The organism is Nocardia gamkensis NBRC 108242 (assembly GCF_001612985.1).
Lineage (GTDB): Bacteria > Actinomycetota > Actinomycetes > Mycobacteriales > Mycobacteriaceae > Nocardia > Nocardia gamkensis.
In genome coordinates, this window is record NZ_BDBM01000067.1 from 1 (window position 1) to 26,298 (window position 26,298).

24 protein-coding genes and 1 pseudogene are annotated in these 26,298 nt (G+C 69.9%); 23 read left to right on the top strand and 2 right to left on the bottom strand.

Going from position 1 to position 26,298, the window contains the following annotated elements; translation table 11 throughout:
- Positions 1-658: 658 nt before the first annotated feature.
- From NG1_RS31745 to recN, 6 genes and pseudogenes are all read left to right on the top strand, one after another.
- Positions 659-1,723 (top strand): annotated as a pseudogene (locus NG1_RS31745) (tetratricopeptide repeat protein); the annotation flags it as partial.
- A gap of 558 nt (positions 1,724-2,281) precedes the next feature.
- Positions 2,282-3,172: an HAD-IIA family hydrolase gene (locus NG1_RS31750; RefSeq protein ID WP_062977076.1), complete on the top strand. Its 891-nt coding sequence runs from the start codon at positions 2,282-2,284 to the stop codon at positions 3,170-3,172.
- Positions 3,173-3,185: 13 nt separating this feature from the next.
- On the top strand, positions 3,186-3,485 hold the full coding sequence (locus tag NG1_RS31755; protein ID WP_084499348.1) for a hypothetical protein: 300 nt from the start codon (positions 3,186-3,188) through the stop codon (positions 3,483-3,485).
- A gap of 1 nt (position 3,486) precedes the next feature.
- Positions 3,487-4,308 (top strand): TlyA family RNA methyltransferase, encoded by an 822-nt coding sequence (locus NG1_RS31760; RefSeq protein ID WP_062977078.1) that lies wholly within the window; start codon positions 3,487-3,489, stop codon positions 4,306-4,308.
- Positions 4,305-5,264 (top strand): NAD kinase, encoded by a 960-nt coding sequence (locus NG1_RS31765; protein ID WP_062977136.1) that lies wholly within the window; start codon positions 4,305-4,307, stop codon positions 5,262-5,264. The genes NG1_RS31760 and NG1_RS31765 overlap by 4 nt, the downstream gene beginning before the upstream one ends.
- Positions 5,242-7,026: a DNA repair protein RecN gene (gene recN / locus NG1_RS31770; RefSeq protein WP_062977081.1), complete on the top strand. Its 1,785-nt coding sequence runs from the start codon at positions 5,242-5,244 to the stop codon at positions 7,024-7,026. The genes NG1_RS31765 and recN overlap by 23 nt, the downstream gene beginning before the upstream one ends.
- 9 nt (positions 7,027-7,035) lie before the next feature.
- Here the strand turns inward: recN and NG1_RS31775 are convergent, their stop codons facing one another.
- Positions 7,036-7,455: an SRPBCC family protein gene (locus NG1_RS31775; protein ID WP_062977083.1), complete on the bottom strand. Its 420-nt coding sequence runs from the start codon at positions 7,453-7,455 to the stop codon at positions 7,036-7,038.
- 446 nt (positions 7,456-7,901) lie between these two features.
- Between NG1_RS31775 and NG1_RS31780 the strand changes: the two genes are divergently transcribed.
- The 14 genes from NG1_RS31780 to NG1_RS31850 all read left to right on the top strand — a co-directional run bounded on the left by NG1_RS31780 (position 7,902) and on the right by NG1_RS31850 (position 22,606).
- On the top strand, positions 7,902-8,336 hold the full coding sequence (locus NG1_RS31780) for a hypothetical protein (RefSeq protein WP_157114361.1): 435 nt from the start codon (positions 7,902-7,904) through the stop codon (positions 8,334-8,336).
- Positions 8,337-8,339: 3 nt separating this feature from the next.
- On the top strand, positions 8,340-8,885 hold the full coding sequence (locus NG1_RS31785; protein ID WP_062977087.1) for a hypothetical protein: 546 nt from the start codon (positions 8,340-8,342) through the stop codon (positions 8,883-8,885).
- A 338-nt stretch (positions 8,886-9,223) separates the two neighbouring features.
- The gene (gene steA / locus NG1_RS31790; RefSeq protein WP_062977089.1) at positions 9,224-10,438 is read left to right on the top strand and encodes a putative cytokinetic ring protein SteA; all 1,215 of its coding nucleotides are present in this window, start codon (positions 9,224-9,226) and stop codon (positions 10,436-10,438) included.
- An 8-nt stretch (positions 10,439-10,446) separates the two neighbouring features.
- A complete protein-coding gene (locus tag NG1_RS31795; RefSeq protein ID WP_157114362.1) occupies positions 10,447-11,391 on the top strand; it encodes a copper transporter in 945 nt (314 codons plus the stop codon).
- A 156-nt stretch (positions 11,392-11,547) separates the two neighbouring features.
- On the top strand, positions 11,548-13,269 hold the full coding sequence (gene pyrG, locus NG1_RS31800) for a CTP synthase (protein ID WP_062977093.1): 1,722 nt from the start codon (positions 11,548-11,550) through the stop codon (positions 13,267-13,269).
- A gap of 4 nt (positions 13,270-13,273) precedes the next feature.
- A complete protein-coding gene (locus NG1_RS31805) occupies positions 13,274-13,933 on the top strand; it encodes an NUDIX domain-containing protein (RefSeq protein ID WP_062977095.1) in 660 nt (219 codons plus the stop codon).
- Between the two features lie 6 nt (positions 13,934-13,939).
- Positions 13,940-14,884 carry a site-specific tyrosine recombinase XerD gene (gene xerD, locus NG1_RS31810; RefSeq protein ID WP_062977097.1) on the top strand — a complete coding sequence of 315 codons (945 nt, stop codon included), beginning with the start codon at positions 13,940-13,942 and terminating at the stop codon, positions 14,882-14,884.
- A 441-nt stretch (positions 14,885-15,325) separates the two neighbouring features.
- Positions 15,326-16,270: a ParA family protein gene (locus tag NG1_RS31820; RefSeq protein WP_040866172.1), complete on the top strand. Its 945-nt coding sequence runs from the start codon at positions 15,326-15,328 to the stop codon at positions 16,268-16,270.
- Positions 16,271-16,950: 680 nt separating this feature from the next.
- Positions 16,951-17,757 carry a segregation and condensation protein A gene (locus NG1_RS31825; RefSeq protein ID WP_040866193.1) on the top strand — a complete coding sequence of 269 codons (807 nt, stop codon included), beginning with the start codon at positions 16,951-16,953 and terminating at the stop codon, positions 17,755-17,757.
- Positions 17,758-17,803: 46 nt separating this feature from the next.
- Positions 17,804-18,460, top strand: a complete 657-nt coding sequence (gene scpB, locus NG1_RS31830; protein WP_062977101.1) for an SMC-Scp complex subunit ScpB — start codon at positions 17,804-17,806, stop codon at positions 18,458-18,460.
- A gap of 9 nt (positions 18,461-18,469) precedes the next feature.
- A complete protein-coding gene (locus NG1_RS31835) occupies positions 18,470-19,549 on the top strand; it encodes a pseudouridine synthase (protein WP_084499349.1) in 1,080 nt (359 codons plus the stop codon).
- A 65-nt stretch (positions 19,550-19,614) separates the two neighbouring features.
- Positions 19,615-20,292 carry a (d)CMP kinase gene (gene cmk / locus NG1_RS31840; protein ID WP_062977138.1) on the top strand — a complete coding sequence of 226 codons (678 nt, stop codon included), beginning with the start codon at positions 19,615-19,617 and terminating at the stop codon, positions 20,290-20,292.
- On the top strand, positions 20,289-21,704 hold the full coding sequence (der, locus tag NG1_RS31845) for a ribosome biogenesis GTPase Der (RefSeq protein WP_062977103.1): 1,416 nt from the start codon (positions 20,289-20,291) through the stop codon (positions 21,702-21,704). The genes cmk and der overlap by 4 nt, the downstream gene beginning before the upstream one ends.
- A gap of 143 nt (positions 21,705-21,847) precedes the next feature.
- Positions 21,848-22,606, top strand: coding sequence for an acyl-[acyl-carrier-protein] thioesterase (locus NG1_RS31850; RefSeq protein WP_062977106.1), 759 nt, complete (start codon positions 21,848-21,850; stop codon positions 22,604-22,606).
- Here NG1_RS31850 and NG1_RS31855 read toward each other — a convergent pair.
- Positions 22,603-24,090 carry a mannitol dehydrogenase family protein gene (locus tag NG1_RS31855; RefSeq protein WP_062977108.1) on the bottom strand — a complete coding sequence of 496 codons (1,488 nt, stop codon included), beginning with the start codon at positions 24,088-24,090 and terminating at the stop codon, positions 22,603-22,605. The two genes, NG1_RS31850 and NG1_RS31855, sit on opposite strands and share 4 nt — an antisense overlap.
- Positions 24,091-24,541: 451 nt before the next feature.
- Between NG1_RS31855 and NG1_RS31860 the strand changes: the two genes are divergently transcribed.
- Genes NG1_RS31860 through NG1_RS31870 form a run of 3 tightly spaced genes read left to right on the top strand, consistent with a single transcriptional unit; the run spans position 24,542 to position 26,293 of the window.
- Positions 24,542-25,021, top strand: a complete 480-nt coding sequence (locus NG1_RS31860; protein WP_062977110.1) for a Dps family protein — start codon at positions 24,542-24,544, stop codon at positions 25,019-25,021.
- Positions 25,021-25,464: an ATP-binding protein gene (locus NG1_RS31865; protein WP_062977112.1), complete on the top strand. Its 444-nt coding sequence runs from the start codon at positions 25,021-25,023 to the stop codon at positions 25,462-25,464. Before NG1_RS31860 ends, NG1_RS31865 begins: the two co-directional genes overlap by 1 nt.
- The gene (locus NG1_RS31870) at positions 25,454-26,293 is read left to right on the top strand and encodes an RNA polymerase sigma factor SigF (protein ID WP_062977114.1); all 840 of its coding nucleotides are present in this window, start codon (positions 25,454-25,456) and stop codon (positions 26,291-26,293) included. The genes NG1_RS31865 and NG1_RS31870 overlap by 11 nt, the downstream gene beginning before the upstream one ends.
- Positions 26,294-26,298: the final 5 nt, after the last annotated feature.

The window sequence follows — 26,298 nt, forward strand, 5'->3', positions numbered from 1 at the left end:
ATAGGGGACCCAGAATCTGGGTCCCCTATCGGCGTTTGAGCACCAAACGGTGCTCCGGCGAACTTGCCGTACCCCGCGCCCCACGACGGGTACGTGATTGAATTCGTGGGATACAGACTTTCGCGATACCAAGAAAGGGAGCACCGTGCCGGAACAAAATGACGATCGGAAGCCCTTCCGGCGCGGCGCTCCCGACTCCGGGTCCGGCCGGCGAGATGACAACCAGCAGGATGCGAGCCGGCGCGGCGGCGGGTTCGACCGTCGCGGTGACTCGGGGGAACGCGGGGGCTTCGGTCGCCGCGGTGACTCGGGTGGCTCCCGCGACAATACGTCCGACCGAGGCGGTTACCAGCGACGCGAGAGTTCCGGTGGGTTCAACCGCCGCGGCGACAGTGGCGGTTCCGACCAGCGCGGCGGATCGGGCGAGCGCGGCGGGTTCAAGCGTCAGGACTCCGGCGACCGGAGTGGTGACACCGGTGGCTTCCGGCGCGGCGGCGACGCAACCGAGCGCGGTGGTTTCCAGCGGCGCGACGAGTCCGCGGATCGTGGCGGTTCCGCAGGCCGAGGCGGATCGGGCGATCGGGGCGGATTCAAGCGCTCCGAGGGCTCCGGTGAACGCGGCGGCTTCAAACGTCGGAGTGATTCCGGAGAGCGGCGCGACGACTCGCGGGGCGGATTCCGCCCCGGCGGCGAGTCCGGCACGCGCGGCGGATCCGATCGTGGCGATTCCCGTGGTGGATTCCCCCGTCGCCGGGACGATTTCGGCGATCGAGGCGATGCCCGTCGCGATGAACCGGGCGAGCGTGGCGGGTTCAAGCGTCGTGGCGATTCCGGCGAGCGTGGTGACGCGGCGCGGCGCGGCGCGTCCGGATTCCAGCGCCGCGATGACGATCGACGTGGCCAGGGACCGGATCGCGCGGGGCAGCGCGGCGGCGCGGATCGCGGGGATCGGACACCGCGCGACGACTCTTCGCCGGATCGCCGCCGTGGCGGCGAAGGCGCCCATGTCGGTGGGGGCCGTCCCCTCGACCGTCGTCCGCCGCGGCCGGAGGAACCCGATCTGCCGGACGAGGTGCAGGCCGCCGATCTCGATTCCGCCGTGCGGCGGGACCTGCTCAGTTTGGACAAGGGGAACGCGGAGACGGTCGCCCGGCACTTGGTGATGGCGGTGCGCCTCGTCGACGACGATCCCGGCCTCGCTCTCGCCCATGCCAGGGCCGCGCGGCAGCGGGCCGGGCGGATCGCGGTTGTCCGCGAGACCGCGGGAGTGGTGGCGTACCACGCGGGCGAATGGGCGGAGGCCTTGTCGGAGCTGCGCACGGCGCGCCGGATGTCCGGTGGTTCCGGGCTGCTGGCCGTCATGGCCGACTGCGAGCGTGGCTTGGGCCGTCCCGAACGCGCTATCGAGCTCGGTCGCAGCGATGAGGCGCGCGCCCTGCGCGGTGACGATGCCACCGAACTGCGTATGGTCGTCGCGGGCGCACGAATGGACCTCGGCCAGTACGACCAAGCCGTCGTGACCTTGCAGACGTCGGATCTCGACCCGTCCAGGACCGGCTCTGCCGCGGCCCGCCTCTTCTACGCCTACGCCGACGCCCTCGTCGCCGCGGGCCGCACCGACGAGGGCCTCACCTGGTTCCTCAACGCCGCCTCGGCCGACCTCGACGGAGACACGGACGCCGAAGAACGCGCCGCCGAACTCACGGGCGACAGCGACATCTGAACCTGTCGCCGATCGCGGTGGCCGCGCCCCGTGGGGTGGGCGGCTCCCGAGGACGGTCGCCCACGCCCAGTGCGAGGAGTGCCCCATGAACTCACTTTGTGGATCGCGGCGGACTGCTGGCCGCGGTCGCTCTGGCCGGGGGCATCACCAAACGTTCGTGCCGAAACAGAAACTGGCCGAGTCCCCCAGCGGTGGATGGACCGGCCACGCGAGTGTCGGCTTCGTCAAAGCCCTCGGGATCATCCTGCCAGGCACGTGGACAGATGGTTCGAGATGCGGCCGGGAGCCTGCCCCTGCGCGAATGTCGCCGCGGTCGCGGGCATGTGGCGAGCAGGGCCGATCGGATCATCGCGGTGGCCCCGCTCATGAACTCGTGATCTGCGGATCTATGCTGGCGCGCTTGGGATCCGGTGCGGCCTGAGTGGCTGACGCCACGTCTGTCCGGCCCGCGCGTGGGCGTAGTGTCGAGTGTCTCGGATCTGCCGAGCGGATGGGCTGCCGGAGGGCCCGGCGGTGATGGGTCGGCGCGGCCGATCGGTGACACGGAGTGAGAGTGGTGTGAAGCGACTACGAGATCGCTACCGAGCCCTGCTGCTCGACCTGGACGGCACGCTGTATCGCGGGCACGAGGTGATCGAGGGAGCGCCGGAGGCACTCGCCGCGGATGGGCAGGCGGGCAGGCGATTGGTGTACGTCACGAACAATGCCAGCCGTGGTCCGCAGGTCGTGGCCGCGCATCTGTCCGAACTCGGCTTCGCCGCGACTGCCGACGACGTGGTGACCAGCGCACAGGCGGCGGCGCGGTTGCTGGCCGAGCGGCTCGACCGTGGCGCGCCGGTCCTGGTCGTCGGCACCGACGACTTGGCCGCCGAGGTGCAGGCTGTCGGCTTGCGACCGATCCGGCGCTCCGACGGTGACGCGCCCGCCGCTGTGGTGCAAGGACATTCACCGCACACGGCGTGGCCGGACCTCGCCGAAGCCACCTACGCCCTGCGCACGGACGCACTGTGGGTCGCGGCGAACACCGACCGGACATTGCCGAACGAACGCGGCCTCGCGCCGGGCAACGGCGCGATGGTCGCCGCGCTGCGCGCCGCCTCCGATCGGGAGCCGATCGTCGCGGGCAAGCCGTACGCGCCCCTGCTGGAGGACGCGCTCGTCCGGGCCGGTTCCCGTTCCGCCCTGGTGGTGGGCGACCGGCTGGACACCGATATCGAGGGCGCCAACCGGGTCGGCCTCGACTCGTTGCTGGTGCTGACCGGTGTCAGCACAATCGATGAACTGCGCAAGGCACCGGATGGGCAGATCCCGACCTATGTCGCCGACTCGCTCGACGCTCTCAACCACGCGGCCGTAGCCGCCGAGCCGGAAGCCGACCTCGGCGAGATGCTGCGGCGGAACCCGGGACGAGCTGTGACGGTCCGCGCGTCCGATTCGGAAATCCGATAGCGTTGACGCCACGATGACTAGTCCTACACCTCGTCCGAACGGTCCCGGCTCCGCCGATGGGCAAGATCCCCGCCCCGGGGTCCCGCTGCCCGGTCAGCACCTGCCGGGTACGCAAGGCCGTCCGGAGCCTGCCGACCCGGATCGAATCCGTGGCGAGGTCGACAGCCTGCTCGCCGAACTCGACCGGCCCGGCAGGGCCGCGCCGGCGACCGACAGTGCCGAGGCAGGCGTCGACATCACCCGCCGCGCTCGCATCCTGGAGCAGGCCCATGACGTGCTGGTGCAGGCACTGGCCACGGTGGACAAGATCTGAGGTGGCCAGGCGCGCACGGGTGGACGCGGAACTGGTTCGCCGCGGGTTGGCGCGATCGCGAGAACACGCGGTCGAGCTGATCGGCGCGGGCCGCGTCCTGATAGCTGGAACGGTCGCGGTGAAAGCGGCGACCGCGGTGGAGGCGGGCACGCCGCTGGTGGTCCGCGAGGAGCCCGACGAGGTGTCCTGGGCCTCGCGCGGCGCGCACAAACTGCTCGGCGCACTGGAGCGGTTCGAGCCGGACGGGTTGTCGGTGGCGGGCAAGCGCTGCCTGGACGCGGGCGCCTCCACCGGCGGTTTCACCGACGTCCTGCTGGCCGGGCGAGCACGGGAGGTCGTCGCCGTCGACGTCGGCTACGGCCAGCTGGTGTGGCGCCTGCGCACCGACGAGCGGGTCCGGGTGTTCGACCGCACCAACGTGCGCACCCTGACGCCCGAAACCATCGGCGGCACGGTCGAAGTGGTGGTGAGCGACCTGTCCTTCATTTCGCTGAGCCTGGTGCTGCCCGCGCTGGCCGCCTGCGCGGCGCCCGGCGCCGATCTGCTGCCCATGGTGAAACCGCAGTTCGAGGTCGGCAAGGAACGGGTCGGCTCCGGCGGCGTGGTGCGTGATCCCGCGTTGCGCGCCGACGCGGTGCGCACGGTGGCGGCGGCGGCCGCGGAGCTGGGCATGCGGACCGCCGGCGTCGTGGCGAGCCCGTTGCCGGGTCCGTCCGGCAATGTCGAATACTTCTTGTGGCTGCGCAACGACGGGCCGTTCGAATACGACGTCGAACAGGTCGCCGCGCTGGTCGAGCGTGCGGTTGAGGAGGGTCCACAGTGAACGCGCCGGCCCAACCCTGCGGCAGGGAGATCTTGCTGGTCTCACACCCCGGCCGCGCGGAGATCATCGAGACCGCCCACCGGGTGGCGAAGATCTTCGCGGACGCGGGCATCTGCCTGCGCGTGCTCGCCGACGAGGCGGACAGCACGCGCTTCGCCGCCGAGCCGGGCGGCTACCCCGTGCGCGTGGTCGAGCACAGCCCGGACGCGGCGGTCGGCTGCGAGATGGTGCTCGTGCTCGGCGGCGACGGAACGTTCCTGCGCGCGGCCGAACTGGCGCGCCCGGCGGGGGTGCCGGTGCTGGGAATCAACCTCGGCCGCATCGGGTTTCTCACCGAAGCCGAGGCCGAGAACTTGGACGAGGCGCTCGCACAGGTGGTGCGTCACGATTACACCATCGAGCATCGGATGACCATCGATGTCACCGTCCGGGTCGAGGACGAGGTGGTCGAGAGCGGTTGGGCGCTGAACGAGGCGAGCATCGAAAATGCCTCGCGCATGGGCGTACTCGAAGTAGTGCTGGAAGTCGACGGCCGCCCGGTGTCGTCGTTCGGCTGTGACGGCATCCTCGTTTCGACGCCGACCGGGTCGACCGCCTACGCCTTCTCCGCGGGCGGTCCGGTGGTGTGGCCGGAACTCGAAGCCTTGCTGGTGATTCCGAGCAATGCCCACGCCCTGTTCGCGCGGCCGCTGGTGACCAGCCCGGATTCGCGTATCGCGGTCGAGTCTGTGGCGACCGGACACGATGCGATAGTTTTCCTGGACGGCAGGCGCACGCTCGCACTCCCCAGCGGTGGCCGGGTCGAGGCGGTTCGCGGCGCCCGACCGGTGCGCTGGGTGCGGCTGGACTCCGCACCGTTCGCCGACCGGATGGTGCGCAAGTTCCAATTGCCCGTGACAGGCTGGCGTGGCCGACGGCGAACGGAGAGCACAAGTGCTGACAGAGATCAGGATTGACGGGCTTGGCGTCATTTCCACCGCGACCGCGCAGTTCCATGCGGGACTGACCTGCCTGACCGGCGAGACCGGCGCGGGCAAGACCATGGTGGTGACCAGCCTTCATCTGCTCAGCGGTGCCCGCGCGGATGCGGGCCGGGTCCGGCTCGGCGCCTCCCGCGCCGTGGTGGAGGGCCGGTTCACCATCGACGACGTCAACGACGCCGCGCGCGCCGAGGTCACACGGGTGCTGGAAGCGGCCGCGGCCGAGCAGGACGACGACGGCAGCGTCATCGCGATCCGCACGGTCGGCAGCGATGGGCGCTCCCGCGCGCATCTCGGTGGCCGCGGCGTCCCCGCCTCGGTGCTCGCCGATTTCACCGCGCCTGTGCTGACCGTGCACGGCCAGAACGATCAGCTGCGTTTGCAGCGCCCCGACCAGCAGTTGTCGGCGCTGGACCAGTTCGCGGGCGACGCCGTGGGCGCTCTGCTGCGCAAATACCAGGTGCTGCGCCGATCATGGCTCGACGCCCGCACCGAGCTGCTCGAACGAACCGCGCGCAGCAGGGAATTGGCCCTCGAGGCCGAGCGGCTCGAGCACTCGTTGAAGGAAATCGACGCCATCGCGCCCGAACCCGGCGAAGACGTGCGCATCGTCGACGAGGTGCGCAGGCTGAGCGATCTGGATTCGCTGCGGGAGGCGGCGGCCACCGCGCACGACGCCCTGGCCGGCCCTGCCGAAGCGCCCGAAGACGGTTCCGGCGCCCTGGAAGCGCTCGGCGCCGCGCGCGCCCGCATCGAAGCCGCCGACGACCCGGCGCTGGTCGCGCTCGCGCCGCGCCTGGCCGAGGCCATCGCCGTGGTGGTGGACGTGACCACCGACCTGAGCGGATATCTTTCGGACCTGCCGTCCGATCCGGGAGCGCTGGATTCACTGCTCACCAGGCAGGCCGAATTGAAGACGCTGACCCGCAAGTACGCACCCGACATCGACGGTGTGCTGGCCTGGGCGGAGGAGGCGCGCACCCGGCTCGGCTCGCTCGACGTCTCCGAGGAGGCACTGGGCAAACTGGCCGCCGAAGTGGACACCGCCGCCGAACGGGTGCGGGAGGCGGCGAAGAAGCTGAGCGCGGCGCGGAGCAAAGCGGCGGGGAAGCTGGCGGCCGCGGTGAGCGCCGAACTGGGCGGCCTGGCGATGGGCAAGGCGCGTCTCGAGGTCGAGGTGCGGCCGTTGCTCGCGGGAGCGCAGGACTCGGCGCCGCTCACCATCGACGGCCGGGAATTGCACGCGGGCGCCACGGGCACCGATGAGGCCGAGTTCCGGCTGGCGGCGCATTCCGGCGCGCAGTCGTTGCCGCTGAGCAAGAGCGCGTCGGGTGGTGAACTGTCGCGCGTGATGCTGGCGCTGGAAGTGGTGCTCGCCGGTTCCGATCACGGAGCGACCATGGTGTTCGACGAGGTCGACGCGGGCGTCGGCGGGCGAGCCGCGGTGGAGATCGGCCGCAGGCTGGCCCGGCTGGCGCGCACCCATCAGGTCATCGTGGTGACGCATCTGCCGCAGGTCGCGGCGTTCGCCGACACCCACCTCGTGGTCGACAAATCCGACGACGGCAAGGGCGCCGTCAACAGCGGCGTCCGGGCTCTCACCAATGACGAGCGGGTGGTCGAGCTGGCGCGCATGCTGGCCGGTCTCGACGACACCGAGACCGGCCGCGCGCACGCGGAGGAACTGCTGGCGACGGCGCGCGCCGAGAAGGCGGGCGCCGAGGTGGCCGCGCGCTGAGCTCGCCGGTCAGCGCACCGCCTTCTGCGCACCCTTGATGAACGTGCCGATCAGGTTCTTGAGGCCGAATTCCAGCACCTTCGCGGGCACCGGCAGCGACGGGTCCGATTCCATGGTGTAGGAGACCAGGGTGCCGTTGTCGGCGTCGGCGAAGGTGACGATGCCGACGTGCCGCTTCACCGGCGCGCCCTTGACGATCTTGTACTCCATCCGCTCACCGGGCACGAGGTTGGTGATCTCCTCGGTGACGCCGACGGGGCCGAGGCCGATCAGGTGCTGCGCGCCGACGCCTTCTCGCTCGGTCAGGCCGGGCTTGATCAGCTTGACCTGGACCGGGATGTAGGGGCTGATGCTCTCGCGGTCGGCGAAGAGCCGGTACACGACCTCGCGCGGGGCGGCGATGACGGCGTCGACGGTGGTGCTGGCCATGAAATCTCCTCTTCCAGTTACGTGTGACCGGCAGCATATAGCTACTGCGGGCGCGGCTCGGTGATCGTGTCGTCCGCATCACAATCGGCGGCGAGCCGCCCGCGTGGTCGGCTCTACCGAGCCGGTGCGGCGGAGGCGTCTGGAGCCGAGGTCGGTGTGAGGGAGCGGCGGTCGTCACGGAAACGGTCTGTCGAACTACGGATGGCATCCGTGAAACGACGGGTAATAGTGCGGTGCTCGTTGTCGGCTGCGGTTGAGAGTGTACGCGCCCGAGGGTGCTTCGATTCGGCAAACAGGGTCTCGATCAAGGCATTTCGAAGTCGCCCTCAGCGTCGCGCCCGATTGATGTCCGCAATGTCCGATTTCTGATCTACTATGAAACTCAGTAGATGAACGGCGGATGAATTCCGCCGGATAGCGGGAAGCACCGAGGCGAAGGGGCCATCATGTGCAGCGTTCTCCCAGCAAGGATCAGGACGGGCGAAGCGCGGCGCTCCGGACTGGTGTCCGGGCGCGGCCGGAAATCATCGAAGAGGGCATTCGCGCTGATCGTCGCCGGTCTCGCCGCGGGGACGGTGGCCGCGGCGGGCGGGGCGGCCGCCGAGTCGTTGTCCGGCTCCGACCACTCCGGTCGTTCGGGTTCGCACGGCGACTCTACGGGGTGGCACGCGATCGATCCGTTCGGATATCAGCACTCCGATCCGAATCCACTGCGGCAGAACGAGCATCAGCATGCGCTGCGCGAGTATCACCGGAGGAACAAGCCCCGTCCGGATGAGAGCAGTGCCGGAAACGGCGCCGGGGAATCGGCGTGGACGCGCACGCAGCGGCCGGACGGCAATGGCTGGACCGTGTGCCGCCCACAGGCGAAGTGGTGCTGATCGATGATCGAGACACGAGCTGTCGGCGGCTGCGCCGAAACGCGGGGATGGAAACTCGTTCGGCTGCTGGTGATCGGCGCCGTGGCTTCGGCCGGATCGGTGTTCGGATCCGCTACGGCCGCGGCGACCGGGGGCAACGCGAGTGCGGACTGCCTGTGGGCGGGCGCCGCTCATGGGCAGGGGAACTCGATCGCCGCCGGTGGTTGGAGCTTCCGGTGCGGCACGGACGAGCGGGGCGCGCCGTACTGGTTCCGCGGTGCGGTCGTGAGCGAGCCGAGCACGGTGCCCAATCCGGGCGCGGCGCAGGATCCGGCCGGCCGGTTCAGCGCGGGAGCCCGGCAGCCGGGAACGGCGTACAACGACTATTGCGTGGGGAGCCAGCTCGTCGAAGGCGCCGAGGATGTCTACCAGGTGGTCACCCATCGGGACGGCACCATGTCCTGGAAGCCCGCCGCTCCGATCGAGCAGTGGCGCTTCGACCCGGGCGCGACCGGTCCGGCGAAGTCGTGGCGCTCGGCAAGTCTCTGCGACGACGGCAATCTGACCTGATCCGGCCCGCATGTCGCGCATGGGTAGCGCTGGATTCGCTGTCTGCTGGAGAGGAGGGTTTATTTGCGTCAAAGCGGATCGACAAAACATTCGCGCCCTGATTGCTGATCCTGGTGTTTCTTCGGAGGTCAGGTCTCATCTCGCATAAGTTGGCACGTTCGCGGGTGGCGACCGAGGTTTCCAAGGGAGTGATCTGCCCTGATGGATGTGGGCGTCTTCCGTGTGAGTGTGAGCGAGGGTGCTGATCGGATTGCCAATAGGTAACGCAGAGGCCTCATGCGCTCGGTGCGACGGCGCGCCTCCATCAATGGTTGAGAGTTTGCGCTCATCATCGCCCCATGAGGATGCCGGCGCTGTTGTCGCGAAACACCGAAACGCTGCCTGGTCTGATCGGGACGGCCAGGGTCGACCGCAACACCCGGCGGCTGCTCGGCCGGGTCGGACTGGGCGACATCGTCGTCCTCGACGAGATGGACCTCGACCGGATGACCGCCGACCGGTTGGTCGAGGCCCGCGTCGGCGCGGTGATCAACACCTCGCCGTCCATCTCCGGTCGCTACCCGAACCTCGGCCCCGAGGCGCTCGTGGCCCACGGGATCCTGCTGCTGGACACGGTGAGCTCGGATGCGTTCAAGAAGATCAAGGACGGTGTCAAGGTCCGCGTCGTCGGCGGTGTGGTCTACGCCGACAAGCTGATCAAGAAGGAGCCGGAGGTCCTCGTCGAGGGCATCGAACTCACCGAGACCGCCATCGCCGAGCGCATGCTGGAGGCGCGCAACGGCCTGGCCGATCACCTCGAGGCGTTCGCGGGCAACACCATCGAGTTCATCCGTACCGAGAGCGCACTGCTCATCGACGGGTTCGGCGTTCCGGAGCTGGATCTGGTGATGAAGCACCGGCACGTGGTGGTCGTCGCCGACGGCCCGGAGCACGCCGAGGATCTGCAGCGGCTCAAGCCGTTCATCAAGGAGTACACCCCGATCCTGATCGGCGTCGGCCGTGGCGCCGACACCCTGCGCAGGCGGGGATACCGGCCCGACGTCATCGTGGGCGACCCCGAGGAGATCACCAGCGCCACCATGAAATGCGGCGCCGAGGTGATCCTGCCCGCCGACACCGACGGACATGCCAAGGGACTCGAACGCATCCAGGATCTCGGCATCGGCGCGACGACCTTCCCCTCCTCGGGCTCGGCCGCCGATCTGGCGCTGCTGCTGGCCGACCATCACGGCGCCGCGCTGATTGTCACCGCGGGAGCGCCCGCCTCGCTCGACGACTTCTTCGACCGCGGCCGTCGCGACAGCAATCCGGCCACCTTCCTCACCCGGCTCAAGGTCGGTACGAAGCTGATGGACGCGCAGGCGGTGGCCACCCTGTACCGCAATCGCGTGTCCGGAGTCGCCGTCGCGCTGGTGGTGCTCGCCGCGCTGGTCGCGGTGATCGTCGTGTTGCTGGCGTCCAACAGCGGCGGGGACATCGTGGATTGGGGCGTGGACGCCTGGAACCGCCTCGCGCGATGGGCGCAGGGGCAAGCCGGATCGTTGGAATTCTGAGGAGAACGATGATTTCGCTGCGCCAGCACGCCGTCTCGATCGTCGGGATCTTCCTCGCGCTCGCGGTCGGTGTGGTGCTCGGATCCCAGACGCTCGCGGCCGACCTGCTGTCGGCCTTGCGGGCGGACAAGTCCGACCTGCGCCAGCAGGTCGACGTCCTGACCGAGCAGAACCGGCGGCTCGGCGAGCAGGCCGTGGCCGCCGATCGGTTCATCGCCGGGTCGTCGGGCCGCATTCTCGGCGGCGCGCTCACCGACCGCAGCGTCGTCGTGTTCACGACCCCGGACGCCGATCCCGGAGACGTCGACGCGGTGAACAAGGCGCTCGAGGTCGCCGGCGCGGGCGTCACCGGCCGGATCGCGCTCACCGAGGCGTTCGTCGACGCCACCGAGGGCGACCGGATGCGCTCGGCCGTCACGAACGTCATCCCGGCCGGGGCGCAGCTGCGGACCGGCGCGGTGGATCAGGGCAGTATGGCCGGTGATCTGCTCGGCCTGGTGCTCCTGCTCGACCCGGCCACCGGGCAAACCCGGAGCACCCCGGAGGAACTCGGGCTGGTCCTGGAGACTCTGCGCGGCGGCGGCTTCCTCGCCTACGGCGAAACGCCGGTGCGGCCCGCGCAGCTCGCGGTCGTGATCACCGGCAACGGCGTCGCTGCCGCCGAGAACGGCGTGGGCGCCAACAGCGCGCGTTTCGCGGGCGCCCTGCGTGGCCGCGGTGCGGGCGTGGTCCTCGCGGGCCGCGCGGGCGCCGCCGACCAGCAGGGGCCGATCGCCGTGGTACGCGCCGACGCCGCGCTCGCGGCCCAGGTGAGCACCGTCGACAATCTCGAGCGGGAACTCGGCCGGGTCACGACCGTGCTTGCGCTCGGTGAGCAGCTCAACGGTGGCGCAGGACGCTACGGCACCGGCGCCAAGGCCACCGCGCTCACTCTGGCCGCCGTTCCCGGCTGACCTGCCGCGAGGCCGCCGACGGGCCTCCGGAGGATGCCGGGACGCGACCCGGCTCACACTTCGGCTCCGAGTGCTCTGATCGCCGTTCCGGCGATCGGCGGGCAAACGTGCGCGGCATTCGAACGGACGGGCGGATTCGTGTTACCGTGAAGACCCGTGGGTCAAACACGGATTCAGGCGCGAACGGCCACGAAGCACATCTTCGTCAGCGGTGGTGTCGCCTCCTCATTGGGTAAAGGTCTTACCGCCTCCAGCCTCGGTCAGCTGCTGACGGCGCGTGGGCTGCGCGTCACGATGCAGAAACTCGACCCGTACTTGAACGTCGATCCCGGCACGATGAACCCCTTCCAGCACGGCGAGGTGTTCGTGACCGAGGACGGGGCGGAGACCGACCTGGACGTCGGCCACTACGAGCGTTTCCTCGATCGGGACCTGTCCCGGGACGCGAATGTGACCACCGGGCAAATCTATTCGTCGGTCATCGCCAAGGAGCGCCGCGGCGAGTACCTCGGCGACACGGTGCAGGTGATCCCGCATATCACCGACGAGATCAAGAACCGGATCCTCGCCATGCGCGGCCCGGATCTGCAGGGCCAGACCCCGGACGTGGTGATCACCGAGATCGGCGGCACCGTCGGCGACATCGAGTCGCAGCCGTTCCTCGAGGCCGCCCGCCAGATCCGCCACGACGTCGGACGCGACAACGTCTTCTTCCTGCACGTGTCGCTGGTGCCCTACCTCGCGCCCTCCGGTGAGCTGAAGACCAAGCCGACCCAGCACTCGGTGGCGGCGCTGCGCAATATCGGTATCCAGCCCGACGCGCTGATCCTGCGCTGTGACCGCGAGGTCCCGCAGGCGCTGAAGAGCAAGATCGCGCTGATGTGCGACGTCGAGGTGGACGCGTGCATCTCCACGCCGGACGCGCCGTCGATCTACGACATCCCGCGCGTGCTGCACCGGGAGGGCTTGGACGCCTACGTGGTGCGCAGGCTGGGCCTGCCGTTCCGCGACGTGGACTGGACCGTGTGGGGCGATCTGCTCGACCGTGTGCACTCGCCGCGCGAGACGGTCGAGGTGGCGCTGGTCGGCAAGTACGTCGACCTGCCCGACGCCTACCTCTCGGTCACCGAGGCGCTGCGCGCGGGCGGGTTCGCCTCGCGCGCCAAGGTGAACATCCGCTGGGTGCCCTCCGACGAGTGCGAGACCGCCTCCGGCGCCCAGCACGCGCTGCGTGACGTGGACGCCGTCCTGATCCCCGGCGGCTTCGGTATCCGCGGCATCGAGGGCAAGGTCGGCGCGATCCACTACGCGCGCACCCGCGGCATCCCGCTGCTCGGCTTGTGCCTGGGGTTGCAGTGCGTCGTGATCGAGGCGGCGCGCAGGGTGGGGCTGGCGGAGGCCAACTCGGCCGAGTTCGAGCCGGACACGCCGCATCCGGTCATCTCCACCATGGCCGACCAGGAGCAGGCCGTGGCCGGCGAGGCCGATCTCGGCGGCACCATGCGGCTGGGCGCCTACCCGGCGATGCTGGAGAAGGGCTCGGTCGTCGCCCAGGCCTACGGCAGCGAACAGGTCTCCGAGCGTCACCGCCACCGCTACGAGGTGAACAACGCCTACCGCGACAAGATCGCGCAGAGCGGGTTGAAGTTCAGCGGCACCTCGCCGGACGGGCACCTGGTCGAGTTCGTGGAGTTGCCCGCCGACGTGCATCCGTTCTTCGTCGCCACACAGGCGCACCCGGAGTTGAAGAGTCGCCCCACGCGCCCGCATCCGCTGTTCGCGGCGCTCATCTCGGCGGCACTGCGATACAAGGCGGCCGAACGGCTCCCGGTGGACATCCCGGGTGAAGAACTGGCGGGTGCGACGGAACAGGCGTAGCGGCATGACCGACGGGGGCGCTGCCGAGCCGGGCAGCCACGACTTCGAGACAGTTTCCACCGAGACCGTGTACAGCGGCGCGATCCTCGCACTGCGGCTCGACCAGGTGCGCATGCCGGGCGGCCGGGTCGTCGAGCGAGAGGTGATCGAGCACCACGGCGCCGTCGCCGTGGCCGCGATCGATGACGACGGCAATGTGGTGCTGATCAATCAATATCGTCACCCGATCAGCAGGCGGCTGCTCGAACTGCCCGCCGGTCTGCTCGACGTGCCCGGCGAGGATCCACTGCTCGCGGCCCGCCGTGAGCTGGCCGAGGAAACCGGGTTGGCCGCCAGGGAATGGGCGGTGCTGGTGGACGTGGCGCTCTCGCCCGGGTTCACCGATGAAGCGCTGCGGGTCTACCTGGCGCGCGGTCTGTACGAAACCGACCGTCCGGAGCCGGAATTCGAGGAGGCGGATCTGGAAGTGGTCCGCATGCCGGTCGACGCGGCGGTCCGCGCGGCGCTGAGCGGTGAGATCGTCAACGCCACGGCGGTCGCGGGCGTGCTCGCGCTGGCGGCCGCGCGGGCGGGCGGGATCGAGTTGCGGCCGCCGGACGCACCCTGGGACGGTCAGCCCACGACCTTCCTCCGCCGCAAGGCGGCCGCGAAGTCCGGAGACTGACCGGACGTGCTCGGCCGCGAGCTCGACGCTTATCTCGACCACCTCGCCGTCGAGCGCGGTGTCGCGCCCAACACCTTGGGCGCCTACCGGCGTGACCTCGGTCGCTATCTGGATTTCCTGTCCGGGCGCGGCATCCGTTCGCTCGACCGGGTCGCCGAGTCCGATGTCGCCGAGTTCACCATGGCGCTGCGCTCGGGCGATCGAGGGCACCCGCCGCTGGCGGCGAGTTCGGTGGCCCGCGCGCTGATCGCGGTGCGCGGCTGGCATCGCTTCGCTGCCGCGGAGGGGCTGACCGACACCGACGTGGCGCACGCGGTGAAGCCGCCCGCGCCGGGGCGCAGGTTGCCCAAGGCGCTGCCCTACGACCAGGTGCTGCGATTGCTGGAGGCGGCGGGCGGTGGCTCGGGAGATCCCGCGGAGGGTGTCGACGGCGGCCCGCGCGGCCTGCGCGACCGCGCGCTGCTGGAAATGCTGTATTCCACCGGCGCCCGTATCTCGGAAACGATCGGATTGGACGTCGACGATCTCGACCTCGGGGAACGGTCGGTCGTGCTGCGCGGCAAGGGCGGGAAACAGCGCCTGGTGCCGATCGGACGGCCCGCCCTCGCCGCCGTGGACGCCTACCTGGTCCGGGGACGGCCTGTGCTGGCCGCGCGGGGAAAGGGCAACGCCGGGGCCCTCTTCCTGAATGCCCGCGGCGCCCGGCTGTCCCGGCAGAGCGCCTGGCAGGTCCTGCACACCGCAGCCGAACGGGCGGGCATCGCGGCGGCGGTGTCGCCGCACACGCTGCGCCACTCCTTCGCCACCCATCTGCTCGACGGTGGCGCCGACGTCAGGGTGGTGCAGGAATTGCTGGGCCACGCCTCGGTGACCACGACCCAGATCTACACCCTGGTCACGGTCAACACCTTGCGCGAAGTCTGGGCGACCGCACACCCCCGCGCCCGGTGAGGTCTTCGCGTTTCGCGGCCCACCATGACGCGAAACGAGTTGACTGGCAGAGTCTTTCGGAGCAAAGCTGGCCTGGTGGTGCTTGCGCCTGGCCTCGTGCACGCCTTCGGCGCCGCCGCCGACGGGCCCGCGGAGTTCCTGGCTGTGCGCACACCCGGTATCGTCCGCTTCGAAGACTTCCGGCGACGCGGCCGGAGCGCGCGCGGGGAGGCGGACTGGGACAGCATGATCGAATTGCGCAATGGCGTTGACCAGCGCCGGACGAACACGCCGCGCGCAGGCGCGGCACTCGAGTGCCGTCAAGCGGTAGCGTCTATCCAGAGCTGGACCGCACGAAAGCGAGGTCGGCCCTGATCGGCCTCGCTACGCTCGGCGAGGCAACGGGCAGGAACGTATAAGGAGCAGCGGATCGTGACGACAGCCGGAGCGGCAGAGCCGCCGATGGGTGCTGGGGCGGAGCCGCTTACGGGCTCGCGACCGGGTCCGTACTCGGACGCCGCAGCGGAAACGCTGTGGGGCCACGGAGTCGAGCCGGTCCCCGAGGACGCGACGCTCGGCCCGACCGGACGACCGTTGCGGCTGGTGCCGGACCCGCCGCCGGTCGGCGAGCACGGTGACGCGCTGATCGTGGCCATGTGCAACCAGAAGGGCGGGGTCGGCAAGACCACCTCCACCATCAATCTCGGTGCCGCGCTGGCCGAATACGGTCGCCGGGTGCTGCTCGTCGACCTGGACCCGCAGGGCGCGCTGTCGGCCGGTCTCGGCGTCGCCCACCACGATCTCGACTCGACCGTGCACGACCTGCTCATCGGTTCCAAGGTGTCCATCGATGACGTGCTGATGCAGACGCGGGTCCCGAACATGGACCTGCTGCCGAGCAACATCGACCTCTCCGCCGCGGAGATCCAGCTCGTCAACGAGGTGGGCCGGGAGCAATCGCTCGGCCGCGCGCTGGAGCCGGTGCGCAACCGCTACGACTACATCCTCATCGACTGCCAGCCTTCGCTGGGCCTGCTCACGGTCAACGCCCTGGCCTGCTCGGACGGCGTGATCATCCCGATGGAGTGCGAGTACTTCTCGCTGCGCGGGCTCGCGCTGCTCAACGACACCGTCGAGAAGGTGCGGGACCGGCTGAACCCGCGGTTGAGCCTGTACGGAATAGTGGTCACCATGTTCGACTCTCGACTGCTGCATTCGCGCCAGGTCATGGCGCGCGTCGTCGAGGTGTTCGGTGAGCTGGTCTACGACACCGCCATCGCGCGCACCGTCCGTTTCCCGGACGCCAGTGTCGCGGGCGAGCCCATCACCACATGGGCGCCGAAATCGAGTGGCGCCGAAGCGTATCGGTCGATGGCCCGGGAAGTCATCCACCGATCCGGCCGGTGAGCGGCCGCTCCGACCCCTCGTCTGCGTCCCACCACAACCCGTCCGGCCAGGGGTCTTCCTCGGCCGGATCGACCTCCACACCGGACGACCGCGAGCCCGATACCGCCGGGCCGGACCCGAACGCTCCGGGGAACGCACCCGCGCTCGGTAACGCGGCAGCCGCGTTCATCGCGGCGGGCCGGGACGCGGCGCCCGCCCGCCCGAACCCGGCCGTCGCCGGACCGACCGCTCCGGAACCGGACCACGACGCCCCACCTTCCCGGGACAGTGCGGACGAACCGGGCACGCAGCGCACCGAGGCGGTCGCGCAGGAGGTCGCCGCGGCGAGTGCCGCCCGGCCCGCCGACGCGCCCATGCCGGACTCTGCGCCGGAGCTGGTCGGACCACGGGCAGAGGTGGTCGATGCAGGGGTGGACGCACTCCGTCCTGTGTCGGAGGTATCCGGCTCCGACCGGCAGACACGCGGTCCGGTGGCTGAGGTGTCCCCGTCCGGCCTGGAGGCATCCGGCTCCGACCCGCGGACACGCGGTCCCGGGCCTGAGGTATCCCCCTCCGGCCCAGAGGTGTCCGGCTCCGTGCCCGACGCGCCCGGTGCTGCTTCGGCCACACCCGGCTCCGAGCCGGACACGCGGCAGGGGAAGGAGGCGCAGGCGGACGAGCCGCAGGCGTCCGGGTTCCATCTGCGGCTGAGCAACTTCGAAGGGCCGTTCGACCTGCTGCTGACCCTGATCAGCTCGCGCAAGCTGGACGTCACCGAGGTGGCGTTGCACAAGGTCACCGACGAGTTCATCGCCTACACCAAGGCGCTGACCGCGAGCATGGCGCGGCAGAACACGTTGCGCGCGGACAAGATCTTGGATCAGACCACCGAATTCCTGGTCGTCGCCGCCACGTTGCTCGATCTGAAGGCGGCGCGGCTGCTGCCGTCCGGGGAGATGACCGACGCCGAGGACCTCGAGCTGCTCGAGGCGCGCGACCTGCTGTTCGCCCGGCTGCTGCAATACCGCGCGTTCAAGCAGGTCGCCGAACTGCTCGGTGAGCTGGAGGCGGCCGCGCTGCGCCGGTATCCACGCGCGGTCGGCCTGGAGGAGCGCTACGCGGGCCTGCTGCCCGAGGTTAGGCTGGGAGTCGGGGCGGCCGAGTTCGCCGAGATCGCCGCGGCGGCCTTCCGGCCCCGTCCGGTACCCAAGGTCGGGCTCGACCACTTGCACACGCACGCGATTTCGGTGGCCGAGCAGGCGGCACTGGTGCTGGAGCGGCTCAAACAGCGTGGTGCGGGTGCGTGGACCTCCTTCGGCGAGCTGGTCGCGGACTGCGAGCTCCCGGTGCAGATCGTCGCCCGCTTCCTGGCGCTGCTCGAGCTGTATCGCGGCAAGACGATCGAGTTCGACCAGCCCGATCCGCTCGGTCCCTTGGCGGTCAGCTGGATCGGCGACGAGGCCGCGCAACAGACGGACACCGTGACAATCGAGGAGGACTACGGGTGAGCGAGCACAGCGCGCGACCGCGCCCGGACCGCGGCGAGGGGCAGTCGTGAGTGAGGCAGTGGTGGAACTCACCCCCGAGCCGCTGGAGGACGCCGATCTGCGTTCGGCGCTGGAGGCCATGCTGCTGGTCGTCGACGCTCCCGTGCCGGTGGACCAGCTCGCGGCCGCCCTCGGCGACAGCCCGCAGCGGGTCGAGCACACCCTGCGTGCGATGTCCGCCGAGCTGTCGGCGCGGTCCAGCGGGATAGATCTGCGTTTCGTCGGTGACGGCTGGCGCTTCTATACTCGCAGCGAGTACGCGCCGTATGTGGAACGGATGCTGCTCGACGGCTCCCGATCGAAGCTGACCCGGGCGGCGTTGGAAACACTGGCGGTGGTGGCATACCGTCAGCCGGTGACCAGGACCAGGGTCAGCGCGGTGCGTGGCGTGAACGTCGACGGGGTGATGCGCACCCTGCTGGCCAGGGGCTTGATCGCCGAGGCAGGCGTCGACCCGGAGACCAACGGAACGCTGTATCGCACCACCGAGCTGTTCCTGGAACGGATCGGGCTCGCTTCGCTGAGCGACCTGCCGCCACTGGCGCCCCTGCTTCCGGGCGTCGACCTGATCGATGAGATCAACGAGAGCCTGGAGACGGACCCCCGTTACACCAGGTTGAGGAAACCCGCCGAGGCCGATTTGGACCTCGGTACCGCAGAGTGACAGGACATCATGAATACGCCCGCTCGCCGAGATGGCACACCGGATCGTAGGAAACGCGGCGCACAGCCCGAACGGGGCGGCGCGAGCCGCAACTCGGGTTCGCGCGACGCCCGCTCGGCCCAACGGGGCACGAGCGCCCGTGGCGCCCAGCAGGCGGGCGCGGGCCGCGGATCCGCCCAGCGGGGATCGGCGCAGGCCCCGAGCCCGCAGCGACACCCGGCCCCGGCCGGCAAGAAGAAGCCCAAGCCGCAGCGGCAGGTCACAGCGCCGCCGCTGCTGAGCAACGCCAAGCCCGCGCGCCACCAGAACGTGGAGCCCGACGCGTCCGGCGGCCACGCCAAACTCCCCTGGGGCGAGGGGGAGCGGTTGCAGAAGGTCCTCGCCAAGGCGGGCGTCGCGTCGCGGCGGGCCGCCGAGGAGATGATCGCGCAGGGCCGCGTCGAGGTCGACGGCATGATCGTGCGCGAGCAGGGCCTGCGCATCGACCCGCAGCACGCCGTGGTGCGCGTCGACGGCACCCGCGTGGTGGTGCGCGAAGAACTGGTGCACGTCGCGCTGAACAAGCCCAAGGGCTGGCAGTCCACCATGTCCGACGATATGGGGCGCCCCTGCGTCGGCGACATCGTGGCGGAGCGGATCGCCGCTGGTCAGCGCCTGTTCCATGTCGGAAGGCTGGATGCCGACACCGAGGGCCTGCTGCTGCTCACCAACGACGGCGATCTGGCGCACCGGCTCATGCACCCGTCCTTCGAGGTGTCGAAGACCTACCTGGCCACGGTGCAGGGTGAGGTGAACAACCGCGCGGTCGGCAAGCGGTTGAAGGAAGGCGTCGAACTGGAGGACGGCCCCGCGAAGGTCGACCGCTTCCAGGTGCTCGAGCTGGGGGAAGGACGTTCCCTGGTGAAGATCGTGTTGCACGAGGGGCGCAAGCACATCGTGCGCCGCCTGCTCGACGCGGTGGGCCATCCGGTCGTCCGGCTGGTCCGCACGAATATCGGCCCGGTCGCGCTCGGCGACCAACGGCCCGGCACGTTGCGGGTGCTCGGCCGCGATGAGATCGGCAAACTCTACGAGGCGGTGTCGTTGTGAACGGTGTGGAGATCCCGGTGCAGGCGCCGGCGCGGCTGGCCGGTACGAGCCCGCTGGTGGTCGCCATGGACGGGCCGTCGGGCACCGGGAAGTCGAGCGTCTCGCGGCGCCTGGCCACCCGCCTCGGCGCCCGCTACCTCGATACCGGCGCGATGTACCGGGTGGCGACGCTGCGCGTGCTGCGCGCGGGCATCGAGCTGACCGACACCGCCGCCATCGCCGCCGCGGTCAAGGAACTGCCGCTGTCCATCGGCACCGATCCCAGCCGCGAGGTGATCGAGCTCGACGGGGAGGACGTGCGCTCGGAGATTCGCGGCGACGCCGTCACGAAGGCCGTGTCCGCGGTGTCCGCCGTGCCCGAGGTGCGTGACCTGCTCGTCGCCATGCAGCGCGACATCACGGCGGCCGCGGGGCGGATCGTGGTGGAGGGCCGCGACATCGGCACCGTCGTGCTGCCCGACGCGGACGCCAAGATCTACCTGACCGCGTCCGCCGAGGCGCGGGCGCACCGGCGCAATCAGCAGAACATCGCCGAGGGCCGGGGCGACGACTACGCGGCCGTGCTCGCCGACGTGCAGCGCCGCGACACCCTCGACTCGACCCGCAAGGTGTCCCCGCTGCGCCCGGCCGAGGACGCGGTGGGCGTCGACACCAGCGAACTGTCCATGGACGAGGTCATCGACGAGCTGTATCGCGTTGTCGCGCAGCAGGTCTCGGCGTACCGGACCGGAGGTGACCGATGAACGAGGATGTGCTCGCCGGCGACGGCGTCTGGAGCGACGAGGCCGACTGGGAGCTGGCCGAACTCGAGGGCGAATTCGAGGACCGAGCGCACGTCGCGATGCCGACGCTCGCGGTGGTCGGCCGCCCGAATGTGGGCAAATCGACGCTGGTGAACCGGATTCTCGGCCGTCGCGAGGCGGTCGTGGAAGACATTCCCGGCGTGACCCGCGACCGCGTGTCCTACGAGGCGAATTGGGCGGGCCGCCGTTTTCTCGTGCAGGACACCGGTGGCTGGGAGCCCGACGCGAAGGGGCTGCAGCAATCGGTGGCCCGCCAGGCCGAACTGGCCATGCAGAGCGCCGACGCGATCCTGCTCGTGGTCGACGCCGTCGTGGGCGCCACCGCGACCGACGAGGCCGCGGTGCGGAAACTGCGCCGCTCCGCCGTCCCGGTCATCTTGGTCGCCAACAAGGTCGACGACGAGCGGGTGGAAGCGGAAGCGGCGGCGCTGTGGTCGCTCGGGCTCGGCGAGCCGCGCATGGTCAGCGCCGCGCACGGCCGCGGCACCGGCGACCTGCTCGACGACGTGCTCGCGGTGCTCCCCGAGACGCCGCGCGAAGGGACTGGCGGTGTCGGTCCGCGTCGTGTTGCGCTGGTCGGCAAGCCGAACGTCGGCAAGTCGAGCCTGCTGAACAAGCTGGCCGGCGACGAGCGTTCGGTGGTGCACGATGTCGCGGGCACCACGGTCGACCCGGTCGACTCCCTGGTCGAGTTGGGCGGCAAGATCTGGAAATTCATCGATACCGCCGGGTTGCGCCGCAAGGTGAGCAATGCCAGCGGCACCGAGTTCTACGCCTCGCTGCGCACCAAGTCGGCACTGGAGGCGTCGGAGGTGGCGATCATGCTGGTCGACGCCTCGCAGCCGGTCACCGAGCAGGATCTGCGGGTGATCAGCATGGTCGCCGATTCCGGGCGGGCGCTGGTGCTGGCGTTCAACAAGTGGGACCTGGTGGACGAGGATCGCCGTCTGCAACTGGACCGCGAGGTCGACCGCGATCTGGTCCGGGTGCCGTGGGCACAGCGGGTGAACATCTCCGCGCACACCGGCCGCGCGGTGCAGAAGCTGGTGCCCGCCATGGAGACCGCACTCGAGTCCTGGGACAAGCGCATCTCGACGGGCAGGCTCAACACCTGGCTGAAGGAAGTGATCGCCGCGACCCCGCCGCCGATGCGCGGCGGCAGGCTGCCCCGTGTGCTGTTCGCCACCCAGGCGACCACCCGGCCGCCGACGTTCGTGCTGTTCAGCACCGGCTTCCTGGAAGCGGGCTACCGGCGCTTCCTGGAACGCAGGTTGCGCGAGGAGTTCGGCTTCGACGGCTCGCCGGTGCGTATCTCGGTGCGGGTGCGGGAGAAGCGGGATCGCAAGAAGTAGAGAGCAGTCGAGCTAACTATTAGCGATCAATTTCGGCAGCACGCCTCGGGTAAAGTTACCTAATGGGAGACTTTATCTTCTCGGGTCGATGACGATCCGCGCGTAGCGGTGCGATTGCGGCAAATGGCTGGCATCATCCGCTTATGGCTATCCCCAGCGTGCTGCCGGAACCACCGGCCGTCCTGACTCCGTTCGAGACGGGATGGCCGGTGCGTCTCGCCGACACCGATCGCGACCAGCGGCTGCGGCTCGACGGTGTCGCGCGCTACCTGCAGGACGTCGGCTACGACCATCTCGATGTCCTGGAGGACGGCGACATCCATCGGCTGTGGGTGATCCGCAGGACGGTGGTCGACGCGCTGAAGCCGCTCGCGTTCGGTGAGGCGGCGACCCTGCGGCGCTGGCCATCGGCGACATCCACCCGGTGGTGCGCGATGCGGGTCCAGATCTGCGGCAGCGCGGGCGGGCTGGTGGAGACCGAGAGCTTCCTGATCCATTTCGGCACCGAATCGGGGGTCCCCGCCCGGATGAGCGACCGGTTCCTCGCACCCATGCTGGCCTGCACGACCGAGCATCGGCTGCGCTGGAAAGCCGAACTCACCGACCCCATGCCCGCCGCAGGGGAGCCCGGCGTCGAGTGCAGGCGTTTTCCGCTGCGAGCGACCGACATCGATCTGCTCGACCACATGAACAACGCGGTCTACCTCACCGCGCTCGAGGAAGTGCTCGCCGATCACACCGAACTCAAGTCCGGCCCGCACCGCGTGGTGGTCGAGTACGGCAAGCCGGTGCGATCGGGCGAGGACGTCGAACTCGTGGCCCGGTGCACCGACTCCAGCCTCGATGTCTGGTTCGCGGTCGGCGCCGACTGCCGGGCGGTCGCCCGCGTCACCCCACGCTAGCGGGCCAGTTCCTCGACGGTGGCGTGGGCGCCTCTGGTGCGCAGGCTGTCCAGCGCGGCCAGATACGCGGTCACGAACCGGGGATGGTCGATCAGGTCGCCGAACAGCGACCGCTCGCCGAGGAAGGCGGTGGGCTGTCGGCGTTGGCGCCGCGCGAGGGGAGTCAGCCGGTCACGCAGCCGGTCCACGATCTCGATCTTCGCCCCGTGCTCGTCGACACCCTCGGCGTAGCGCGCCCAGCTCGCGACGACCGCCGCCGCGCAGTCGATCTCGCCGCCGGTGGCGAGCTGCGCCCGGACCACCGGCAGCAGCCACTTCGGGATCCGGTCGGAGGATTCCGCGCACAGCCGGGCGATGGTGTCGCCGATCGCGGGGTTGGCGAACCTGTCCAGCAGCGTGCGCTTGTAGGCGTCCAAGTCGACCCCGGGCACCGGTCGCAACGTCGGCGTCGCCTCGGCGTCCATGTAGCGCAGCAAGAAGCGCCGGAAGTCCGGATCCTGTGCGGCTTCGTGGACGAGCCGGTAGCCGCTCAGATATCCGAAATAGCACAGCGCTTGGTGGCTCGCGTTCAGCAACCGCAGTTTCATCAGCTCGTACGGGGTGACGTCGTCGACGACCTGCACCCCGACTTCCTCGAAGGCCGGGCGGCCGAGTCCGAACGAATCCTCCAGTACCCACTGCGCGAACGGCTCGGTCACCACCGGCCAGCGGTCGATGAGTCCGTACCGCCGCTCGACCTCGCCGGTCGCCCCGGCGGGGGTCACCGGGGTGATCCGGTCCACCATCGAATTCGGGAAGCGCACCTGCTCCGCCACCCAGGATCCGAGCCCGGGATCGCGCAGGGCGGCGAACGCGCCGAACATCCGGCGCGCGACGTCGCCGTTGCCCTCGATGTTGTCGCAGGACAGCACGGTGAACGGCGCGAGACCCGCTGATCGGCGCCGCGCCAGCGCTTCGGTGACGAGCCCGAAAACGGTGGCTGGCGGGGCGCTCCCGGCGAGATCGGCGCGGATGCCGGGGTCGTCGGCGTCGAATTCGCCGGTGGCCGCCGCGATGTGGTAGCCGCCCTCGGTGATGGTGAGCGAGACGATCCGGGTGACCGGATCGGTGAGCTTCGCCACGGCGGCCTCGGGATCATCGGGCGCGTACCGGTACTCGACGAGGGAGCCGATCGCGCGCGTGGTCCAGGCGCCGTCCGGCGCGACCGTCGACAACGTGTACAAGCCGTCCTGCGCCCGCAGCACATCGCGCATCCGGCGGTCACCGGGCAGTACGCCGACACCGCAGATGCCCCAGTCCTGCCCGAGTCCGCGTTCGAGCAGGCGGTCGACGTACATCGCCTGGTGTGCTCGATGGAACCCGCCGACCCCGAAATGCGCTATGCCGGTCGAGATCCGGGATCGATCGTAGGTCGGTGTCGAGACGCGACCGGCGAACTCCGTCAAGGTCGCCGCCCGTAAGGGCGTCGCGGTCCGCTCCGCCATCACCCACCTCCCCGTGTTGTGTGGATCACACCATAGTGCAGCGCGGTTGCGGACCGGCCGTGTGCGGTCGGTGCGGCAAAGTCGGCGGCAGCGAGTCCGGCCCGTGGCGCCGTCCACCTGCGTCGGCCATCCGCCCCCGTGTTGTTCCACTTCCCGCGCAACGTCGGTGCGATCCCGTCGCGCTTGGGCCATCCGTGCGCATCCGCGCGGTGAGAGCGTTGCGCGGCACGGGCGGGTCGACGACGACCGAGCGGTCGGCCGCGCCGAGATCGACGCCACCGACAATCCGGCCGCCGCGCCGCGGATCACCAACCGAAGGCCGCCGGAGACCCCTCGAGGGCGCCGGGGCGTCCACCCCGTTTCCCTTCCGCTGGACCTACCGGGAGGTTTATCGCGGCATGACTGGGTAGACCGTCGATGACCCGGATGAACGGCAGAAAGGTTCAGAACGATGTCCCAACCCATCACCAGTACCTTGGACCCGGAGCAGCAGCGCATCGCGGGCGAGACCCTGCAGGACACGGTGGTCGACCTGATCGACCTGTCGCTGATCGCCAAGCAGGCGCACTGGAACGTGGTCGGCTCGAACTTCCGGTCGGTGCACCTCGCGCTGGACGAATTGGTGACCGTGGCACGGGACTTCACGGACGCGGCCGCGGAACGCGCCACCGCCGTCGGGATCAGCCCGGACGGTCGCGCGGGAACAGTGGCCAAGGATTCCGGTGCGATCGGTATCGGTGCGGGATGGCAGCAGGACACCGACATCATCGACACGATCGTCGGCAACCTCGCCGCCGTGATCAAGCGGCTGCGTGAGCGGATCGCGGCCACCGAGAAGGCCGATCCGGTAACCCAGGATCTGTTCCTGGCGATCGCGGCGCGACTGGAGCAGTTGCACTGGATGTGGCAAGCGCAGCTCGCCACGGTCTGATGCGGGTGATCACATGCGCGTTCGGCGCGCCCGCAACCGAGACCACCACGGTCGCGGTGCGGATCCCCGCCGACGCGCGACACCTGGCCCTGATCCGTGCGATGACGGACACCGTCTGCCTGGTCGCCGACGTTCCGTTCGACGCGGCCGCGGACATCCGCCTGGCGATCAACGAGGCGGCCACCATGCTGCTGGTGGGCGCCGCGCCCGGCTCGGTGCTCGGCTGCGCGTTCACCTACGGCGCGGACCGGATGAGTGTGCGCGTCGATTCCGTCGCCGCGTTCGGTGACGAGGTGCCCGAAGGCGATCCGTTGAGCTGGGAACTCGTGCGCATGCTCACCAGTTCGCTGTCGATTTCTCGTGACCCTTTTGATTCCGAGATCGGCGGGTATCCGACCGTTATCGAATTCAGTTGGGAACGAGGACCATTTGATGACACGTGAGTTCACGACCGACGGGAATGGCACGACGGGCCGTAAGCGCGCAGGGGACAGCTACGACAACATCGAGCCGTGGTTCGAGAAGATGGCCTCGATGGAGGAGGGCGATCCGCATCGCGCCGCGCTGCGCGAGGAGGTGACGCGACGGTGTCTTCCGCTCGCCGAACACATCGCCCGCAAGTTCTCCGGCCGCGGTGAGTCCTACGAGGACCTGCTGCAGATCGCCCGGGTCGGGCTGGTGCTCGCGGTGGACCGCTTCGACGTCTCCCGCGGCAGTTCCTTCCTCGGCTTCGCGGTCCCCACCATCATGGGCGAGGTGCGCAGGCACTTCCGGGACAACACGTGGTCCTTGCGAGTTCCGCGCAGGCTCAAGGAGATTCAGCTGCGCATCGGCCCGGCCACCGAGACCTTGTCGCACCGCCTCGGGCGGATGCCGACGGCGCGGGAGATCGCCGAGGAATTGGACGTCGAACTCGGCGAGGTCACCCAGGCGCTCATCGCGAGCAACGCCTACCAGACCAACTCGCTGGATGCCGGTGGCCGCGAGGACGGCGACGGCGCCCCGCAGGCGCTCGCCGACACGCTCGGCGCCGAGGAGCCGTGCTACGACCTGCTGGAGCAGGCGATGGCGGTGCGTCCCCTGATCGCCGACCTGCCGCCGCGCGATCGGCAGGTGCTGATCATGCGCTTCTTCGAGTGCCGGACCCAGACGCAGATCGCGCAAGAGCTGGGCGTGTCCCAGATGCAGGTCTCGCGCATCCTCGCCCGGATCCTGGGCGAGCTGCGCAAGCGCGCGCTCGGTTCCGACGAACTCGCCGCGCGCGCGGCCTGACTTCC

What these genes read in the sequence shown, in the direction of transcription:
- NG1_RS31755 (WP_084499348.1), top strand. Translation starts at nt 3,186, where the DNA reads ATGACTAGTCCTACACCTCGTCCGAACGGTCCCGGCTCCGCCGATGGG.
- NG1_RS31775 (WP_062977083.1), bottom strand. Translation starts at nt 7,455, where the DNA reads ATGGCCAGCACCACCGTCGACGCCGTCATCGCCGCCCCGCGCGAGGTC.
- NG1_RS31780 (WP_157114361.1), top strand. Translation starts at nt 7,902, where the DNA reads ATGTGCAGCGTTCTCCCAGCAAGGATCAGGACGGGCGAAGCGCGGCGC.
- NG1_RS31785 (WP_062977087.1), top strand. Translation starts at nt 8,340, where the DNA reads ATGATCGAGACACGAGCTGTCGGCGGCTGCGCCGAAACGCGGGGATGG.
- steA (WP_062977089.1), top strand. Translation starts at nt 9,224, where the DNA reads ATGAGGATGCCGGCGCTGTTGTCGCGAAACACCGAAACGCTGCCTGGT.
- NG1_RS31795 (WP_157114362.1), top strand. Translation starts at nt 10,447, where the DNA reads ATGATTTCGCTGCGCCAGCACGCCGTCTCGATCGTCGGGATCTTCCTC.
- NG1_RS31805 (WP_062977095.1), top strand. Translation starts at nt 13,274, where the DNA reads ATGACCGACGGGGGCGCTGCCGAGCCGGGCAGCCACGACTTCGAGACA.
- NG1_RS31820 (WP_040866172.1), top strand. Translation starts at nt 15,326, where the DNA reads ATGGGTGCTGGGGCGGAGCCGCTTACGGGCTCGCGACCGGGTCCGTAC.
- NG1_RS31835 (WP_084499349.1), top strand. Translation starts at nt 18,470, where the DNA reads ATGAATACGCCCGCTCGCCGAGATGGCACACCGGATCGTAGGAAACGC.
- cmk (WP_062977138.1), top strand. Translation starts at nt 19,615, where the DNA reads ATGGACGGGCCGTCGGGCACCGGGAAGTCGAGCGTCTCGCGGCGCCTG.
- der (WP_062977103.1), top strand. Translation starts at nt 20,289, where the DNA reads ATGAACGAGGATGTGCTCGCCGGCGACGGCGTCTGGAGCGACGAGGCC.
- NG1_RS31850 (WP_062977106.1), top strand. Translation starts at nt 21,848, where the DNA reads ATGGCTATCCCCAGCGTGCTGCCGGAACCACCGGCCGTCCTGACTCCG.
- NG1_RS31855 (WP_062977108.1), bottom strand. Translation starts at nt 24,090, where the DNA reads ATGGCGGAGCGGACCGCGACGCCCTTACGGGCGGCGACCTTGACGGAG.
- NG1_RS31860 (WP_062977110.1), top strand. Translation starts at nt 24,542, where the DNA reads ATGTCCCAACCCATCACCAGTACCTTGGACCCGGAGCAGCAGCGCATC.
- NG1_RS31865 (WP_062977112.1), top strand. Translation starts at nt 25,021, where the DNA reads ATGCGGGTGATCACATGCGCGTTCGGCGCGCCCGCAACCGAGACCACC.
- NG1_RS31870 (WP_062977114.1), top strand. Translation starts at nt 25,454, where the DNA reads ATGACACGTGAGTTCACGACCGACGGGAATGGCACGACGGGCCGTAAG.